This is a genomic window from Rothia gullae (genome assembly GCF_024294905.1).
In the GTDB taxonomy this organism is placed as follows: domain Bacteria; phylum Actinomycetota; class Actinomycetes; order Actinomycetales; family Micrococcaceae; genus Rothia.
Window position 1 is genome coordinate 21,781 of sequence record NZ_JANCOC010000016.1, and the last position, 15,823, is coordinate 37,603.

The 15,823-nt window shown below is 60.7% G+C and carries 11 protein-coding genes; 8 read left to right on the forward strand and 3 right to left on the reverse strand.

Features of this window, described 5'->3' with window-relative positions:
* Positions 1-224: 224 nt before the first annotated feature.
* The gene (gene recA / locus NML54_RS08575; RefSeq protein WP_012903908.1) at positions 225-1,328 is read left to right on the forward strand and encodes a recombinase RecA; all 1,104 of its coding nucleotides are present in this window, start codon (positions 225-227) and stop codon (positions 1,326-1,328) included.
* Positions 1,329-1,575: 247 nt separating this feature from the next.
* Entirely contained in the window at positions 1,576-3,552 is a 1,977-nt protein-coding gene (locus tag NML54_RS08580; protein ID WP_254757498.1) for a regulatory protein RecX, read from the forward strand.
* Positions 3,553-3,821: 269 nt separating this feature from the next.
* On the opposite strand, the gene NML54_RS08585 is transcribed toward NML54_RS08580, so the two are convergent.
* The gene (locus tag NML54_RS08585; RefSeq protein WP_254757500.1) at positions 3,822-5,114 is read right to left on the reverse strand and encodes a hemin ABC transporter substrate-binding protein; all 1,293 of its coding nucleotides are present in this window, start codon (positions 5,112-5,114) and stop codon (positions 3,822-3,824) included.
* A 35-nt stretch (positions 5,115-5,149) separates the two neighbouring features.
* Here NML54_RS08585 and miaB point away from each other — a divergent pair, with 35 nt between their 5' ends.
* The 3 genes from miaB to dapF all read left to right on the forward strand — a co-directional run bounded on the left by miaB (position 5,150) and on the right by dapF (position 8,701).
* On the forward strand, positions 5,150-6,664 hold the full coding sequence (gene miaB / locus NML54_RS08590; RefSeq protein WP_254757502.1) for a tRNA (N6-isopentenyl adenosine(37)-C2)-methylthiotransferase MiaB: 1,515 nt from the start codon (positions 5,150-5,152) through the stop codon (positions 6,662-6,664).
* Between the two features lie 84 nt (positions 6,665-6,748).
* Positions 6,749-7,669: a tRNA (adenosine(37)-N6)-dimethylallyltransferase MiaA gene (gene miaA, locus NML54_RS08595; protein ID WP_371925804.1), complete on the forward strand. Its 921-nt coding sequence runs from the start codon at positions 6,749-6,751 to the stop codon at positions 7,667-7,669.
* A 96-nt stretch (positions 7,670-7,765) separates the two neighbouring features.
* Complete coding sequence (gene dapF / locus NML54_RS08600; RefSeq protein ID WP_254757506.1) at positions 7,766-8,701, forward strand: diaminopimelate epimerase; 936 nt, start codon at positions 7,766-7,768, stop codon at positions 8,699-8,701.
* A 125-nt stretch (positions 8,702-8,826) separates the two neighbouring features.
* Here the strand turns inward: dapF and NML54_RS08605 are convergent, their stop codons facing one another.
* A complete protein-coding gene (locus NML54_RS08605; RefSeq protein ID WP_254757508.1) occupies positions 8,827-9,450 on the reverse strand; it encodes a class I SAM-dependent methyltransferase in 624 nt (207 codons plus the stop codon).
* Positions 9,451-9,593: 143 nt separating this feature from the next.
* Here NML54_RS08605 and hflX point away from each other — a divergent pair, with 143 nt between their 5' ends.
* A complete protein-coding gene (gene hflX, locus NML54_RS08610) occupies positions 9,594-11,306 on the forward strand; it encodes a GTPase HflX (protein ID WP_254757510.1) in 1,713 nt (570 codons plus the stop codon).
* Positions 11,307-11,312: 6 nt separating this feature from the next.
* A complete protein-coding gene (locus NML54_RS08615; RefSeq protein ID WP_254757512.1) occupies positions 11,313-13,385 on the forward strand; it encodes an ATP-dependent DNA helicase in 2,073 nt (690 codons plus the stop codon).
* Positions 13,386-13,553: 168 nt separating this feature from the next.
* On the opposite strand, the gene lexA is transcribed toward NML54_RS08615, so the two are convergent.
* Positions 13,554-14,228, reverse strand: a complete 675-nt coding sequence (gene lexA / locus NML54_RS08620) for a transcriptional repressor LexA (protein WP_254757514.1) — start codon at positions 14,226-14,228, stop codon at positions 13,554-13,556.
* Positions 14,229-15,093: 865 nt separating this feature from the next.
* On the opposite strand from lexA, the gene NML54_RS08625 reads away from it, so the two are divergent.
* Positions 15,094-15,732, forward strand: a complete 639-nt coding sequence (locus NML54_RS08625) for a LysM peptidoglycan-binding domain-containing protein (RefSeq protein WP_254757516.1) — start codon at positions 15,094-15,096, stop codon at positions 15,730-15,732.
* Positions 15,733-15,823 lie beyond the last annotated feature (91 nt).

The following is a 15,823-nucleotide window of genomic DNA, read 5'->3' on the forward strand; positions in this document are numbered from 1 at the left end:
CGACTCGTGCTAGACTTTTCCACATCAGGAATTTTTCGGAAAAATCTTCAAAGTTTTCCACAGATTTTAAAAAATGGCCTTATCCTGTCAGGCTGTGACCCTAGAGTAGTTTCAGAAGGAACCGGTAGGCCAAAACCTTCAAGGTCTCGATCACGAGTCCCACCGATTCCGAAGAAACATTACTCCCAGTCAACCACTGACAACACAAAGAACGAGGTACTACCGTGGCTAAGAACACCAAGTCCCAGAGCGTAGCTCGCGTTCCCGAAGAGGGTCGCGCCAAGGCACTTGAAGCCGTGATGGCACAGATCGACAAGAACTACGGCAAGGGTGCAGTTATGCGTCTGGGTGATAAGGAAATCACCAAGACCGAGGTTATCTCCACCGGCGCTATCGCCCTGGATGCCGCACTGGGTATTGGCGGTCTGCCCCGTGGCCGCGTCATCGAGATTTACGGTCCCGAGTCTTCCGGTAAGACCACTGTTGCGCTGCACGCTGTAGCGAACGTTCAGAAGGCAGGCGGCGTGGCAGCGTTCATTGACGCCGAGCACGCGCTGGACCCGATCTACGCGGCTAAGCTAGGCGTGGACATCGACCAGCTGCTGGTCTCTCAGCCCGACACCGGTGAGCAGGCACTGGAAATCATGGACATGCTGGTTGGTTCCGGCGCCGTTGATATCGTGGTCGTCGACTCCGTTGCCGCGCTGGTACCCCGTGCCGAAATTGAAGGCGACATGGGTGACTCCCACGTGGGTTTGCAGGCTCGCCTCATGAGCCAGGCTTTGCGTAAGATTACCGGCCGCCTCTCCGCAACCGGCACCACCGCAATCTTCATCAACCAGCTGCGTGAGAAGATTGGTGTCTTCTTCGGCTCTCCCGAAACCACCACCGGTGGTAAGGCGCTGAAGTTCTACGCTTCGGTCCGTATCGATATCCGCCGCATTGAGACCCTCAAGGACGGCGCTAACCCGATTGGTAACCGCACCCGCGCCAAGATTGTGAAGAATAAGATGGCTCCGCCCTTCAAGCAGGCTGAGTTCGACATCCTCTACGGTGAGGGCATCTCCGTTGAGGGCGGCATCCTGGACCTGGCGGTGGAGAATGACATCGTCAAGAAGTCCGGCGCATGGTTCACCTACGACGGTGAGCAGCTGGGCCAGGGTCGCGAGAACGTTCGTAAGCTGCTCAAGGACAACCCCGAGCTCACCGAGGAACTGCAGTACAAGGTTCTGGTGAAGCTGGGCATCATTGAGGAAGAAGCCGACGAGCAGGTAGCTGCTGAGTCCGAGGGTAACGACCCGCTGGACGAGCTGGCTGAGGAGTTCTAAACCCGCCCGTGTAGCTTCTTGCTAACGTCACGACTGATTGCCGTGTGCTGTGCATTCCGCACGGTACACGGCAATCAGTCGTTAACGGGAGCCCGTTAATGGGCGTATCGGGGGTGCCGGGACAACGCCTAGCTAGAATGGGGGGGGGAGCGCCGTATAGCCGGGCGCACGGGTCATCAAGCGACCCAACTCATCAAGCGACCCAACTCATCAAGCGAGCCAACACGGGGGAGAGGAGGAACTGAACATGACGGAACAGCGCATGATGGAACAGTGCATGATGGAACAGCGCATGACGGAACAGAACGGTCATGAAGAGCGTGAGCGAAACAGCGCGCGTGACGGCGACGCCGGTTTTGCGGCGCTGGAGGCGACCGAACCGTACTTCGGTTCCTCAGAGCTTGGTAACTCTGTTGCCTTTGAGCCTGTTGCCCCGCCGGTTGAGGTAGGTGGCTTCGAGGCGCTCAATTTTGAGGCGCCCGCGCCCCTGGCTGAGCCCACCCTCAGCTGGGAGGCGTCTCTTGCTGTTGTGTCTCCTGCTGCTGAAGAGCCCCCGTATGAGGATGAGCCCCCATACCCTGACGAATCCTCATACCCTGACGAGCCTCCCTACGAGGACGAACCTCCGTATCCGGCAGAGCCTTTGTACCCTGAAACAGAGTACCCTGAAGCAGAGTACCCTGAAGCAGAGTACGCGGGGGAGTATTGGGCTCCCTCGGACGAAGCGGCCCCCGCAGACGCGATAGCGGAGCAGCGTGGGGGCCAAGAAACCGCACCCCAGAAACCTAAGCCGAAAGCGTGGCAGGCTGAAAAGCCTGCGCCTCAGAAGAAGCCTGCGCCTCAGAAGAAGTCAGCGGCCACAGAAAACGCACCCAAAAAGTGGGTGCGGAACAGGATCGCGGATTTGGTAGCCGCTGAGGAGTTCCCGGACTGGCACCCCGCCACGCACGGCTTTGTTGAAGAAAGCATCGCCCGCGATAACGGCGGCGACTACGTCGGTGAGTTCCGCGTGCCCGAGCTGCCCCTGCAGGCTGTGCCCGGCAAATTTGAAGATGGCAGTTCCGAAGAAGGTAGCGGGTCCCCGCGCCGCAGCCTGCTCGTTGACCCGAACCTGCCCGCCGTCTCCATTGACGAAGCGCCTGTTCGTGCCTTCACTCCCGGCGGTGCCGAGCCGCGCCCTATGGCGGCTGGGCGCATGAGTCGAGCGGGTGCCGCCTCCATCGGATCGGGGCTCACCGCCGAAGAGAAGGAAGAGATCGAGAGGCAAGCCGCTCAGCGGGATAAGCAGAAGAAACGCAAGTCTTCGCGTGCCTCCAAGAACACCGACTACAAGCGTGGGTTCCGCCGCATGAGCGCGGTGCAGCAAGAGAAAATGCGGAGCCGTTCGCCCTACGCGCCCGCCTTCGGGGCTCGAAGTGACGACGAGAAAACACGCAAGAGTCCTGCGGGCTGCGGCTCGGGGAGCAACCTATTTAGGGAGGGAAGTAGCTTGAACGAAGAACTCACCCCCGCCGAAGAAGCACTCATCCGCGGTATTGCCGAGGAGGAGGCGCAGGGCGTCGGTACCGGAAAGCGTCGTGTCGCTTCGGCTGGATCCCCAAAGGGCGGCTCTCGAGCACGCGGCTCCCAACCGGGCGGCTCTCAGATGAAAAATGCTTCCTCGCCGTCGGAAAACAACGTGCCTTCCTGGAAGCAGAAGGTGCGTGCCACCCGAGCCGCGGAAGAAACAGACCCCTACACGCGCGCTAAAACCATCGTGTACAACCAACTGGCGTACTCGGCAAAAACCCGAGGTCAGCTGCGTAAGAAGCTGCAAGCAGAAGGCTTCGACGCGGAGCTCATTGAGCCGCTGCTCGATAAGTTCGAGGCGGCAAAACTCATTGACGACGCCGAATACGCCCAAACGTTCGTGGCGCAGAAGAGCCGCACCAAGAAGCTCTCCCGCGCCGCGCTGCGCCGTGAGCTCGCTGAACGCGGAGTGCGCGGTGAAGAGGCGGAGAATGCCCTGGCTCAGCGTACCGACGAACAGGAACGTGAGGACGCCGCCGAGCTGGTGCGCAAGAAGCTGCGCCCCGGCATGGATTTGAGCGACCGCGCTGAAAAGGATAGGGTGACCCGCCGACTGCTGGGGATGCTGGCTCGCCGCGGGTACTCCTCCTCAGTGTCGATGTCGGTGATTCGTGAAGAACTCGCCGCCTACGGTGCAGAGGACGAGCTCTGGTAGAGGGCGAATAAACACAGCCCGCACGCACAGATAGACCCACCCGGCGTGACCGTAAAAATAGGCACAATAAAGGGTGAGCCCGCTACAGGCATACTCTGTGCTGGTCTCACCCTTTACGTTTTGAGCTTTATCAAACGCTTTGTCGAAAGGCTATATTCGCTGTTTACTCTGTTGCTTATTCAGCGGCTTCCAGACGGTTCGCGAATTCGGTGAGGGTTGCATCCTGAGAACCGGCGATCTCCAACAGCAGGCGCATCAGTTGCGCACCTTCACGGCGAATACGAGGCAACAGATCGGAACGCGCCGAAGAAGAAGTACAGCTCCAACAGGGCGCACACCGTCACCGCCGTGCACACCGCCAAATCCTCCGCCAGGTGCTCATCCAGCGGGGCATCCTCAAAGAGGGCAGAGTACAGCGCCGGCAGCGCCTTCTTGCGATCCACCCGGTAGTGCGGGTACTCCGGCGAGGAGGGGAAGCCCAGCATCGCCTCAACGAAGGGGAAGCCGCGGTGGTGCAGGCAGGTGCCCTCCGCATCGACCATGCGCACCTGCGAGCCGTCCGCCGAACCGATCAGCACGTTCTGCGGCGAAAAATCGCCCGAAGAGAGCATATACACCCTGCCGCGGTTGAGCTTGAACTGCTCGGGTACCGGCGGGCGCTTAGTAAAGAAGGGCTGCAGAACGCGGCGGAAACGGAAGGACAGCTCCTCAACGGCGGCGGGAAGAACGGGCGCGTCCTCATGCGCGGCGGGGCTAGAATCGGGGCTAGAGTCAGCACCGTGCTCGGGGGAGCACGCCTCATCAGCCACACCGTACAGCTTCTTCAAACCGCGCTCGGCCAAACCCGGCGAGGCAATAGCGCCCGGGAACTGCGCCTTGCGGTCGGCACGCGCCAGGTTCAGGCGGTAATCCTCGACCGCCTCGCCCATAATGCCGCTGGCGGCAAGGGAACGGTACGCCTCAATGTAGTAGTTCAGCGCATCCAGCGCCTGCCGTTCGGTGCCCTCCAGCAGGGCGTGGGCGACCGAATACTGCTCGCCCTCAACGGTTCCGGCGCTCACATCCTCCAGCGCCAGCACGCGCAGCTCAGGATCCGCGCCGTAAAGCTGGGGGAACAGACCCGGAACCTGCCGGTTCAGCGCCTCCAAACCGTAGCACTCACGCAGGTACCCGAAACCGCCCGCGTTCACCGTCGAATCCTTACGGCGGTAACGCTTCACAATAATCGAGGTCGGCAAAGACTGTGTAGACTCGAAAGACTGTGCAGACTCGGCGGCAGGCTCATACGCCACACGCACCACAACAGAACGCATGCCGGTGCCCAGAATCTGCACGCGCTCAACCGTGCGGGCAGCCACCTGCTCCAAAGAATGCGCCCAGCTGAGCAACTGCATCAGAGTCTGACGCATCGAAGCAGAATCAGCGCTCGCCTGAGGCGGCACGGGGGAGTAGGCGGCAATCGCCTCCTCAATGAGGGTGTTCAGAAGCTCCCCGTCAGGGGCGGGGGCGGAAGAACCGTTCGGAGACAGAGCCGGAAAGTTACTACTAAGGGAAACCTGCATAGAGCCATTATCCCCCATCGGATACCCTATAGGGCATGACTTCGACCCTCAGCGATTCCGCCCAGACCCCCGAAACCAGCCCCCGCACCTACGAAGTGCGCACTTTCGGCTGCCAGATGAACGTACACGACTCCGAACGAATGTCCGGCCTGCTGGAGGCTAACGGCTACGTTCGCGCTGAGGAAGGCACCCAGCCCGACCTGGTGGTTTTCAATACCTGTGCGGTCCGCGAAAACGCTTCCAACCGCCTGTACGGCAACCTCGGTCAGCTGGCGCCGGTCAAGCGCGCTCACAAGGGCATGCAGATCGCCGTGGGTGGTTGCCTGGCTCAGAAGGACCAGGACGCCATCATTGAGAAGGCCCCCTGGGTTGACGTCGTGTTCGGTACCCACAACATTGGTGCCCTCCCCACCCTGCTGGAGCGTGCCCGCCACAACCACGAGGCGCAGGCAGAACTGCTTGAATCCCTCGAAGTTTTCCCCTCCACCCTGCCGACTAAGCGCGACCACGTGTACTCCGGCTGGGTGTCTATCTCCGTCGGTTGTAACAACACCTGCACCTTCTGCATCGTGCCGTCCCTGCGCGGTAAGGAAAAGGACCGCCGCCCCGGCGACATTCTCGCTGAGGTTCAGGCACTGGTCGACGACGGCGCTATTGAGGTGACCCTGCTCGGTCAGAACGTGAACTCTTATGGCGTGGAGTTCGGCGACCGTCAGGCATTCTCCAAGTTGCTGCGTGCCTGCGGCGAGATTGAGGGCCTGGAGCGTGTACGCTTCACCTCCCCGCATCCGGCAATGTTCACCGACGACGTGATTGACGCGATGGCTGAGACCCCGAACGTCATGCCCGTGTTGCACATGCCGCTACAGTCCGGTTCTGACAAGGTGCTCAAGGATATGCGCCGCTCCTACCGTTCCAAGAAGTTCCTGAACATTCTGGACAAGGTGCGCGAGCGCATCCCGAACGCCGTGATTACCACCGACATCATTGTGGGCTTCCCTGGCGAGACTGAAGAGGACTTCCAGGACACCCTGAAGGTTGTGGAGCAGGCTCGTTTCTCCTCCGCGTTCACCTTCCAGTACTCGATCCGCCCCGGCACCCCCGCGGCGACCATGGAGAACCAGGTCCCGAAGGAGGTCGTGCAGGAACGCTACGAGCGTCTGATTGCCCTGCAGGACCGCATCGCCGGTGAAGAGAACCGCAAGCAGCTCGGTAAGACCGTTGAACTGATGGTCGTTGCGGAGGCAGGTCGTAAGGCTGAGCAGACTCACCGCCTCTCCGGTCGTGGCCCGGACCAGCGCCTCGTGCACTTCTCGGTGCCCGAGGGTTGCGAAACTCCCCGCCCCGGCGACATGGTTACCGTACCGATTACCGAGGCTGGTTCCTTCCACCTGATTTCTGACCCGACCGCCGAGCAGTACCAGCTGCGCCGCACCCGCGCCGGTGACGCGTGGGACCGCTCCCAGGCTGACTCTTGCGGTACCGGCACCACCCAGGTGCCCGGTGCGCCGGTGGGTCTGGGCATGCCGACCATCGGTCTGCGCCCCTAAAACCTATAACGAACCATGCGCCCTGTTCCTCGGGCTTTTGCCACCACCGCAAGTGGAGGTGAGGGAACCGGTAGAATGGGGCGCATGACTATCTCCGAAACTCTGCCCGTTATCGCTATTGTGGGCCCGACCGGCACCGGTAAGAGCGCGCTCGCCATTGAGCTGGCTCTGCGCCTGAACGGTGAGTGCATTAACGCTGATTCTATGCAGTTCTACCGGGGTATGGATATTGGTACCGCGAAGGTCACCGCGGAAGAGATGCACGGCGTTCCGCACCACCTGCTGGACATTATGGACGTGAGGGATGAGGCGTCCGTGGCGGAGTTTCAGGAGCATAGCCGTGAGCTGATTGAACAGATTCGTGCCCGTGGCCGCTACCCGATTCTGGTGGGTGGTTCCGGCCTGTATGTGCGTGCTGCCCTGGATAAGTTGGAGTTCCCCGGCACGGATGCGCGGGTGCGTGAGCGTCTGGAGGAGCAGGCGCGTACCGAGGGTATTGGCGTTCTGCACGCCCGCCTGGCGGAGGTAGACCCGGAGTCGGCTGCGCGGGTGAAGGATGAGCGCCGCATTATTCGCGCCCTGGAGGTGTTCGAGGTGACGGGCCGCCCGTTCTCGGCGTTCATGCCGGTGCGCGAGTACGTGACGGAGAGTATTCAGATTGGTTTGGATATGGATCGTGCCTTGCTGCACGAGCGTCTGCACCGCCGCGTGGAGCTGATGCACGAGCAGGGTCTGCTCGATGAGATTCGCACCCTGAATACGCAGGGACTGCAGGAGGGGAAGACCGCCTCCCGCGCGATTGGTTACGCGCAGTTCGCTCGCGCCCTTGAGGATGCGGACTACAGCGTGGAGCAGGCGATTGAGGATACGACCGTTGCGACCCGTCAGTTTGCGCGCCGCCAGCTGACCTGGTTCCGTGCGGATCCGCGCGTGCAGTGGCTAGATGCGCTCTCACCCACCCTTGCCGATGAAGCGGAAGCCATCATCCGCGAAAGCACCCGATAAGCCACAATAACGAGCCGCCGCCGAACAGATACCCCCTTGAACCGGTCGGCGCGGTAAAATCATAAACTGACAGGTCACCAACCTTAAGGACAGCATATGAGCGAGAACCCTTCCATCTGGGGCGAGCTGGCAGGCCTGACCCTCACCAAGGGTCACGGCACCGGTAACGACTTCATCTTTCTGACGGACGAGAACGCAGAAATTGCCCTCACCCCCGAGCTGGTAGCCCGCGCCTGCGACCGACACTTCGGCATTGGTGCGGACGGCTTCATTCGTGCTGCCCGCAGCACCGCCTCCCGCGCGGGTCAGAAGCTGCTCGAGGAGCACCCGGACGCTGTCTGGTTCATGGACTACCGCAATGGTGACGGCTCTATCGCTGAAATGTGCGGCAACGGTGTGCGCGCGTTCGTGGAGTACCTGCGCACTGAGGGCCTGATTGAGCTTGAGGTGGGTGAGACCGTCAAGATTGGTACTCGTGCCGGCGTGAAGACTGTGGCGCGCACCGAAGAGGGTTACGCGATTGATATGGGTCCGTGGAGCTTCATTCACGGTGAGGCTGCCCGTGAGGGTGGCGAGGACTGCCTGGTGTCTGCTCGCGGCCTGAAGACTCCGCGTGCTGGCCTGTCCATTTCGATGGGTAACCCGCACACCGTGGTGATGCTCGGCTCCGACGGTAAGCTGGACGGCCTGGACCTTCACAGCCTGCCTCAGGTGAGCCCCGCCCCGGTCAACGGTACGAACGTTGAGTTTGTGGTGCCGGTCGACCTGGACGTTGAGAGCGGCGCGCATGTGGGCGCTATCCGTATGCGCGTACACGAACGCGGCGTGGGCGAGACTCTGTCGTGCGGTACCGGCGCGTGTGCGGCGGCTGCGGCGACCCGTTTCTGGGGCGGCGAGGAAGCACCGGATGAGTGGCTGGTTCATGTGCCCGGCGGTACCCTCGCGGTGACTTTCGTGCTGGGCCCGGACGACCTGGAGCATGTTGTTCTGGCTGGTCCGGCGCAGATGGTTTCGACCGTCGTGCTGCGATAGCCTGCTGCGGTAGCGAGCAGTCCTAGACCAGAGATTTTATAGACAAAAGCGGCAGGTGTTTTCTGAGAACACATTCAGAAAACACCCGCCGCTTTTATATTTTTAAGCAATGAGCGCCAGAGGTTTTAGCCCTCGTAGCGGTGCACCTGCAGAATACGGAAGCCCTTCGAAGTCGCATAGCGCGACACCTCAAACTCGCCGGGGCGCAGCTCCTCAAGTTGTGCGTCCATCCACTTCTGCAAAGAATCGGAGCCCAGGTTCTTTTGAACCACCAGGTAGGCGTCACCACCGGGTGCCAGGCGAGGCAGCCAAGTCAGCAGTATTTCGTGCAGAACCTCCTTGCCCACGCGAATCGGCGGGTTCGACCAGATGGTGTCAAAACGCAGTTCGGGGTCAACCGATTCGGGGGTTCCCACGGTGATGTTCGACAGGCCGAGAGCGGAGGCGTTGCGTTCGGTCAGGCTAATGGAGCGGGAGTTCACATCCACCGCGTGCACCTGCGCCTGCGGTGCGAGCATCGCCAAAGTCAGGGTAATGGGGCCCCAACCGCAGCCGATGTCGAGCATACGTTCGCCCTGCGGGTCGGGTGCTTCCTGCAGCAAAATAGCGGTGCCCTTATCAATACCGGAGGGGCTGAAAATGCCGTTAGCTGTGGTGACGGTGACCTTGCGACCGGCAAGCTCCACCTGCACGGGGCGGGGCTTGAATTCGGTCTCGGGGGTTTCAGAGAAATAATGCTGCTCGCTCATGCTATCCAGTGTACCGGTAGGACAAGAACCCGCCGCACACGGGCAGAGAATGCGCGGGGCGGGTCAGCAGCTTGCACGCCCTGAGCGCACAGGCGACCGAACCCCCTACCTGATGCGGGCAACGGCGGTAGAATTAGAGTCGTATGAATTCTAAGAACATCCCCGTATCTGATACCGAAAAGCTGCCCAGCGATGAGCAGCTGCGCCGCACCGTAGACCGCGTTCTGGGCCGCTCCCAGGCCGCCGCCTCCGTTACTACTTATGACGCCGCCGGTACCGCGCATCACAGCGATAACTCTTCCAGCGCTCACGGCAACAATGGCCGCCGTGTGCTGGATACTCGCGCGCGTGAAATTTCTGACGTTCAGCGCGAACATTCCGAATATGACGGTGACCAGGAAGACCTCGCTGAGCGCCGCGCACTGCGCCGTATCGCGAACCTCTCCACCGAACTTGAAGACGTCACCGAGGTCGAGTACCGCCAGCTGCGCCTGGAGCGCGTGGTGCTGGCTGGCCTGTGGACTGAAGGCACCGTAGAGGACGCGGAGAACTCCCTGCGTGAACTCGCGGCACTGGCTGAAACCGCAGGTTCCGAGGTTCTGGACGGTTTGGTTCAGCGCCGACTCAAGCCGGACCCCGGCACCTTCCTCGGCTCCGGTAAGGCGCTGGAACTCAAGGACATTGTCGAGGCGACCGGCGCCGACACCGTCATTGTCGACTCGGAACTGGCTCCCTCGCAGCGTCGTGCCCTAGAAGACATCGTGAAGGTCAAGGTCATTGACCGCACCGCCTTGATTCTCGACATTTTCGCTCAGCACGCTAAGTCCCGCGAGGGTAAGGCACAGGTTGAGCTGGCTCAGCTGGAGTACATGCTGCCGCGTCTGCGCGGTTGGGGTGCGTCCCTGTCCCGTCAGGCGGGTGGCCGTGCCGCAGCCGGTGAGGGTATCGGTTCGCGTGGTCCCGGTGAAACCAAGATTGAGATGGACCGCCGCCGCCTGCGCGCTCGCATGGCGAAGCTGAAGCGTGAGATCGCTGCGATGGCGCCGGCGCGTGAGACGAAGCGCCTGAACCGTCGCCGTAACCGTGTGCCTTCGGTGGCTATCGCCGGGTACACGAACGCCGGTAAGTCCTCCCTGCTGAACCGTCTGACCGATGCCGGCGTGCTCGTGGAGAACGCCCTGTTTGCGACCCTGGACCCGACCGTCCGTAAGGCGCAGACCCCGGACGGTATCGGCTACACCCTCTCTGACACGGTGGGTTTCGTGCGTTCGCTGCCGACCCAGCTGGTGGAGGCGTTCCGTTCCACCCTGGAAGAGGTTGCTGACGCTGACGTCATCCTGCACGTGGTGGATGCTTCGCACCCGGACCCGGAGGGGCAGATTCGTGCTGTCCGCGAGGTCATTGCGGAGGTTGACGCCCGCCATATCCCCGAAATCATTGTGCTGAATAAGGCGGATGCCGCCGACCCGTTCGTGCTGGAGCGTATGCGCCAGCACGAGCCGGAGCACGTGATTGTTTCGGCGCGTACCGGTGAGGGTATTGAGGAGCTGAAGCAGAAGATCGCGGACACCATTCCGCGCCCCTCCATTGAAGTGAAGCTGCTGATTCCGTACTCGCACGGCGAGATTATTTCGCGCCTGCACGAGTGGGACGCCGAAATTAAGAGCACCGATTTCGTATCGGACGGCACCTTCGTGGTGGCTCTGGTCCGTGAGGATGTCGCCTCCGAACTGTCCGAGTATGTGCTGGAAGGCGACCTGCTGGAGGTCCTGGAAGAGGAACTTGCGGAGGCACACGCCCTGGCTGAAGCGACCGCTTCTGTTTCTGAGCAGCCCTCTACCGCTGAGGCTCTCTAGGGGCGGATGAGCGTGACCGAGAGCATCAACGCGCCCAAAAATGCCCCGGGAACCGTGCCCGGAACGGCGACCGACGGCACCCGATTCACCGGGCAGGAGCTTGAGACCCTGCCCGGTGCGAAGGATGCCCTGACCCTGCTGGACGAGGCGGTTGCCGCCACTGGCGGTCAGAATCGTGCCGGTCAGCGCACCATGGTGGCGCATGTGGCGCAGGCTCTTGAACTGCAGCGTCACCTGCTGGTCCAGGCGGGTACCGGTACCGGTAAGTCCCTGGGCTATCTGGTTCCTGCCCTGGCGAGGGTGGGGGAGTCGGACCAACCGATTGTGGTTGCGACGGCGACCCTTGCCCTGCAGGCGCAGATCGTGAACCGCGATATTCCGCGTCTTCTACAAGCGCTGGAGCCGCGCCCGGAGTCGCAGGCGCAGGTGGCTCTGCTCAAGGGCCGCAATAACTACCTCTGCCTGCACAAGCTGGAGGGCGGCTACCCGGAAGACGAGCCGGATGCTCTCTTTGACATGCCATCTTCGACCTCCCGCGTGGGCGAGGAAGTGGTGAGTCTGCGCGAGTGGGCTGACCGCACGGAGACCGGCGACCGTGACGAGCTGAAGCCCGGCGTCTCTGACCGCGCCTGGGCTCAGGTATCGGTCAGCGCCGCCGAATGTCTGGGTCGCCGCTGCCCGCTGGTGGAGGAGTGCTTTAGCGAAATGGCGCGTAGCCGTGCCGCTGAGGCTGATATCGTGATCACGAATCACGCCCTGCTGGCGATTAACGCTTTCGAGGGCATGAAGGTTCTGCCCGAACATGAGACGGTTATTATTGATGAGGCTCATGAGCTGGTGGACCGCGTGACCGGTGCCGTGTCTGGTTCTTTGACGGTTGCGATGGTTCGCCGTGCGGCGCGTAGCGTGAAGAAGCATTCGAAGGCTGATTCCGGCGCACTGGAAATGGCTGCCGGCACCCTGGAGACCGCGTTCGAGGGTCTCGCCGAGGGCCTGCTGAAGGGCCTGGACGGTCGCCTTTTGACCGCTATTTCTGCGGTCAATGATGCCGCCCGAACCACCCTGTCCGATACCAAACCGGACGGTCAGGACGTTGACGCCGGCCTGCAGATGGCGCGCTCGCGTGTCTCTGAGGTATACGATATGAGTAGCCGCATTCTGGAGGCTTCGGGAGAGCAGGACGTGCTGTGGATTTCTCGTCAGGGTGGCTGGGAGAACGGCCGCTATGTGGCTGCTTCCGATACTGACCCGGCGACCCTGAACATCGCCCCGTTGAGCGTTGGTCTACAGCTACGTGACGGCCTGTTCGCTGACCGCACCGTGATTTTGACGAGCGCGACTCTGACGGTGGGTGACTCTTTTGATGTTGCCGCCGGTGCTCTGGGACTACAGGGCGAGGGCGCGCCGCGCTGGACGAGCATCGACGTAGGTTCGCCTTTCGACTACCGCAAGCAGGGCATCATGTACGTTGCCGGGGATTTGAAGCCTCCGGGATTCGGTGTGCATCAGGGCCAGCTGGAGCGTCTGCGTGAGCTGTGCGAGGCGTCGGAGGGCGGGGCCCTGGGCCTGTTCTCCTCGAAGCGTGCCGCTGAGCGTGCAGCCGAGTACATGCGTGAGCACAGCGACCTGAACATTCTTCTGCAGGGTGAGTCTTCGCTCAAGGCTCTGGTGGAAGAGTTCAGCGAGGATGTTGACTCATGCCTGTTCGGAACGATGACCCTGTGGCAGGGCGTGGACGTTCCCGGTGACTCGTGCCGCCTGGTGGTGATGGACCGCATTCCGTTCCCTCGCCCGGATGACCCGATTGCGCAGGCTCGTGCGGAGGCGGTGAACCGTCACCGCGGTAATGGCTTTATGGCGGTTTCTGCTCATCACGCGGCGATTCGTATGGCACAGGGCGCGGGTCGCCTGATCCGTTCGGTGTCTGACCGCGGCGTGGTGGCTGTGCTGGATTCTCGTGTGGCGACTAAACGCTACGGCGGTTTCTTGATGAAGGCGATGCCGCCGATGTGGTCGACGCAGAATAAGGCAGCCGTGATTGGTGCACTGGCTCGTCTTTCGGCGAGTATTGAGCGTTAGCTCCGGCAGGCTCCATACCTGGATGTGCCGCCCTTCCACTTTGGAAGTATCCGTTTTGGAAATATAAAAATCACCCCGGTGATACGTGAACATTCACGTACCACCGGGGTGATTTTTATGTAGAGCTAAGAGCTTAGCGTTATGTCTCTAGAGGCTGCGCAGCACGGTCTAGAGACTGCGCAGCACGGAGACGACCTTACCCATGACGGTTGCGCGGTCGCCCATAATCGGCTCGTAGTTGGAATTGCGCGGCATGAGCCAGGTGTGGCCGTCGACCTGACGGAACACCTTCACGGTTGCCTCATCGTCAAGCAACGCTGCAACAATATCGCCGTTGTCTGCGGTGTGCTGCTCGCGGACAACCACCCAGTCGCCGTCGCAGATTGCGGCGTCAATCATGGAATCGCCCTTGACCTTGAGCATGAATAGCTTGCCGCTACCGACCAACTGGCGGGGCAGGGCGAACACATCCTCCACGGACTGCTCAGCGGTGATGGGACCGCCCGCTGCAATTCGTCCAACAAGAGGAACAGGCACGAGGTCCTCATCGCCGACTTCGAAGTTCGGCAACTCGGGCAGGGACGAGGAGGAGCTACCGTGCATGCCAACGCCGTTCTCATCCAGCACCTCAATGGCGCGCGGGAGCTTGGGGTCGCGGCGAATGTAGCCCATGGTCTCGAGGCGACCGAGCTGGTGGGTGACCGAGGATAGGGACGCAAGACCCACCATGTCACCAATCTGGCGCATGGACGGCGGGTAACCCTTTTGTTCAATCTCGGTGCGGATCGCGTCAAGAATCTTCTGCTGGCGCGCGGTCAGCGCCGGACGGGGTGCTGTTGCCATTTCTTTTCCTTCGGTCTGTGCCCCGAATTCTGTACTCCGGTCTCTGCAGTCTGTTTGAGACACAGTCCGGTCGGGGGCACGGATGGGTGCTTCACACGTTTTCTGATGGTGTCCTAAAAATTTTTTGTTCTGATGGTGTCCTAAAAATTTTTTGGTTCTGCCGAAATGGGGCTTATCTCGTCAGGGGGTGGAGGAATTCTATCCGTGCCGGAGCGATACCGGAGCGATACGCGGGCAACGAGTATGCGCCTCCGCCCTATAAAACTCAGCCAGCAGCACCTGCATTTGGTACAGAACCAAACTGTAACGGGTACAGAAACCTGCTGTGAGTAGGACTCATTAGGAGCGTGTGGAACGTCTCTTGACACCAGTGTAGAACACTGCACCGAAAAACTCAAACAAATATTCTAGATTTTTTCTTCGAAACTCGAAGAAATTTTTAGTACATTTCTGCTAAACTTTAGAACAAGAGTTCGTATAAACTCTTGAACCTCTCCTGAAATTTAGGATTTGCGGATGGATGTTCGAAAAATATTCGAAGATTCGATTCAGAGTCTTTCAGGAGGAGAGAGTGAATGAGTGTTCGAATGTATTCGAATTCTCTGCCTCTCTTCGCATGTTCTACCCCGGATGCTCTAGGGGGTATCTGGCGAAGAGAGAGCGCAGGGGATAGGGTGCTGGGGCGGCCCGGTGCAGCCCGGTGCATCCGACGCTCTGACCTAACTAGAGAATAGCTACCCAATAGTTATCGTCTAACAATCACCACTCCATAGTTATCACTCAACTAGGACCTCCGAGCGGGTATCGCTCGGCATTGCTAGACCCGCGGGGTAACCTCGGGGCGAGCTGAGAGAAAGGAACCACAATGACTACTGCAGTACCTATCGCTTCTCGTGGCACTTCTGCACACCTTCCGACAGGTTTGGTGGTACTTCACCCCGCCCGCACTGCGTCCGCCAGCACCGTGTCCGCCAGCACTGTACAGGGGCGTTCTCGTGTGCCTGCGTCTTCGCAGTCTGTTCGCTCTTCTCGTGCGGCTCATGCACCCCGTCCTGCGCAGGTGGCTCAGCCCGCCCACGCTCCCGCTGTTTATGCCTCTGCTGCTTCTGCTCAGACATCTTCTGTGGCTCAGGCGCCTGGCACGAAGAGTATTCTTCTGGCTAAGGGCGGCGAGTTTCTGCGCTCGGTTCCCTCTTCTATTCATCGTCTTGGCACTGTACGCGGTTTCCTGAAGGGTCTGCCTCTGCTGACTTTGGCGGCGCTGATTGTGCTCGGTGCTATTAGCTTCTTTGGCCCGGCGGCTTCGGCCTCCGTGGAGAACGCTTCGGTGACTCGAAGCGTCGTTGTGGTCAAGCACGGCGAGACCCTGTGGGATATTGCTCAGGCGGTGGATCCGCAAGGTGACACCCGTGATACTGTGGTTCGTATTATGGAGTTGAACTCGTTGACCAGCACCTCTGTTGATACCGGTCAACGTCTGGAAATTCCTCAGACTCAGCGCTAAGCATGGACCCGCGTGTGGTTGGCTTCTGCATGAGCTTGATGTCTTGACTCCGAATCCTCTATCTCTCAAGCTAGAGCGCTTGAGCCGAATT

Bases quoted from the DNA above. Each gene is read 5' to 3' on its own strand.
- NML54_RS08580 (WP_254757498.1), top strand. From the start codon at position 1,576: ATGACGGAACAGCGCATGATGGAACAGTGCATGATGGAACAGCGCATG.
- NML54_RS08585 (WP_254757500.1), bottom strand. From the start codon at position 5,114: ATGCAGGTTTCCCTTAGTAGTAACTTTCCGGCTCTGTCTCCGAACGGT.
- miaB (WP_254757502.1), top strand. From the start codon at position 5,150: ATGACTTCGACCCTCAGCGATTCCGCCCAGACCCCCGAAACCAGCCCC.
- miaA (WP_371925804.1), top strand. From the start codon at position 6,749: ATGACTATCTCCGAAACTCTGCCCGTTATCGCTATTGTGGGCCCGACC.
- dapF (WP_254757506.1), top strand. From the start codon at position 7,766: ATGAGCGAGAACCCTTCCATCTGGGGCGAGCTGGCAGGCCTGACCCTC.
- NML54_RS08605 (WP_254757508.1), bottom strand. From the start codon at position 9,450: ATGAGCGAGCAGCATTATTTCTCTGAAACCCCCGAGACCGAATTCAAG.
- hflX (WP_254757510.1), top strand. From the start codon at position 9,594: ATGAATTCTAAGAACATCCCCGTATCTGATACCGAAAAGCTGCCCAGC.
- NML54_RS08615 (WP_254757512.1), top strand. From the start codon at position 11,313: ATGAGCGTGACCGAGAGCATCAACGCGCCCAAAAATGCCCCGGGAACC.
- lexA (WP_254757514.1), bottom strand. From the start codon at position 14,228: ATGGCAACAGCACCCCGTCCGGCGCTGACCGCGCGCCAGCAGAAGATT.
- NML54_RS08625 (WP_254757516.1), top strand. From the start codon at position 15,094: ATGACTACTGCAGTACCTATCGCTTCTCGTGGCACTTCTGCACACCTT.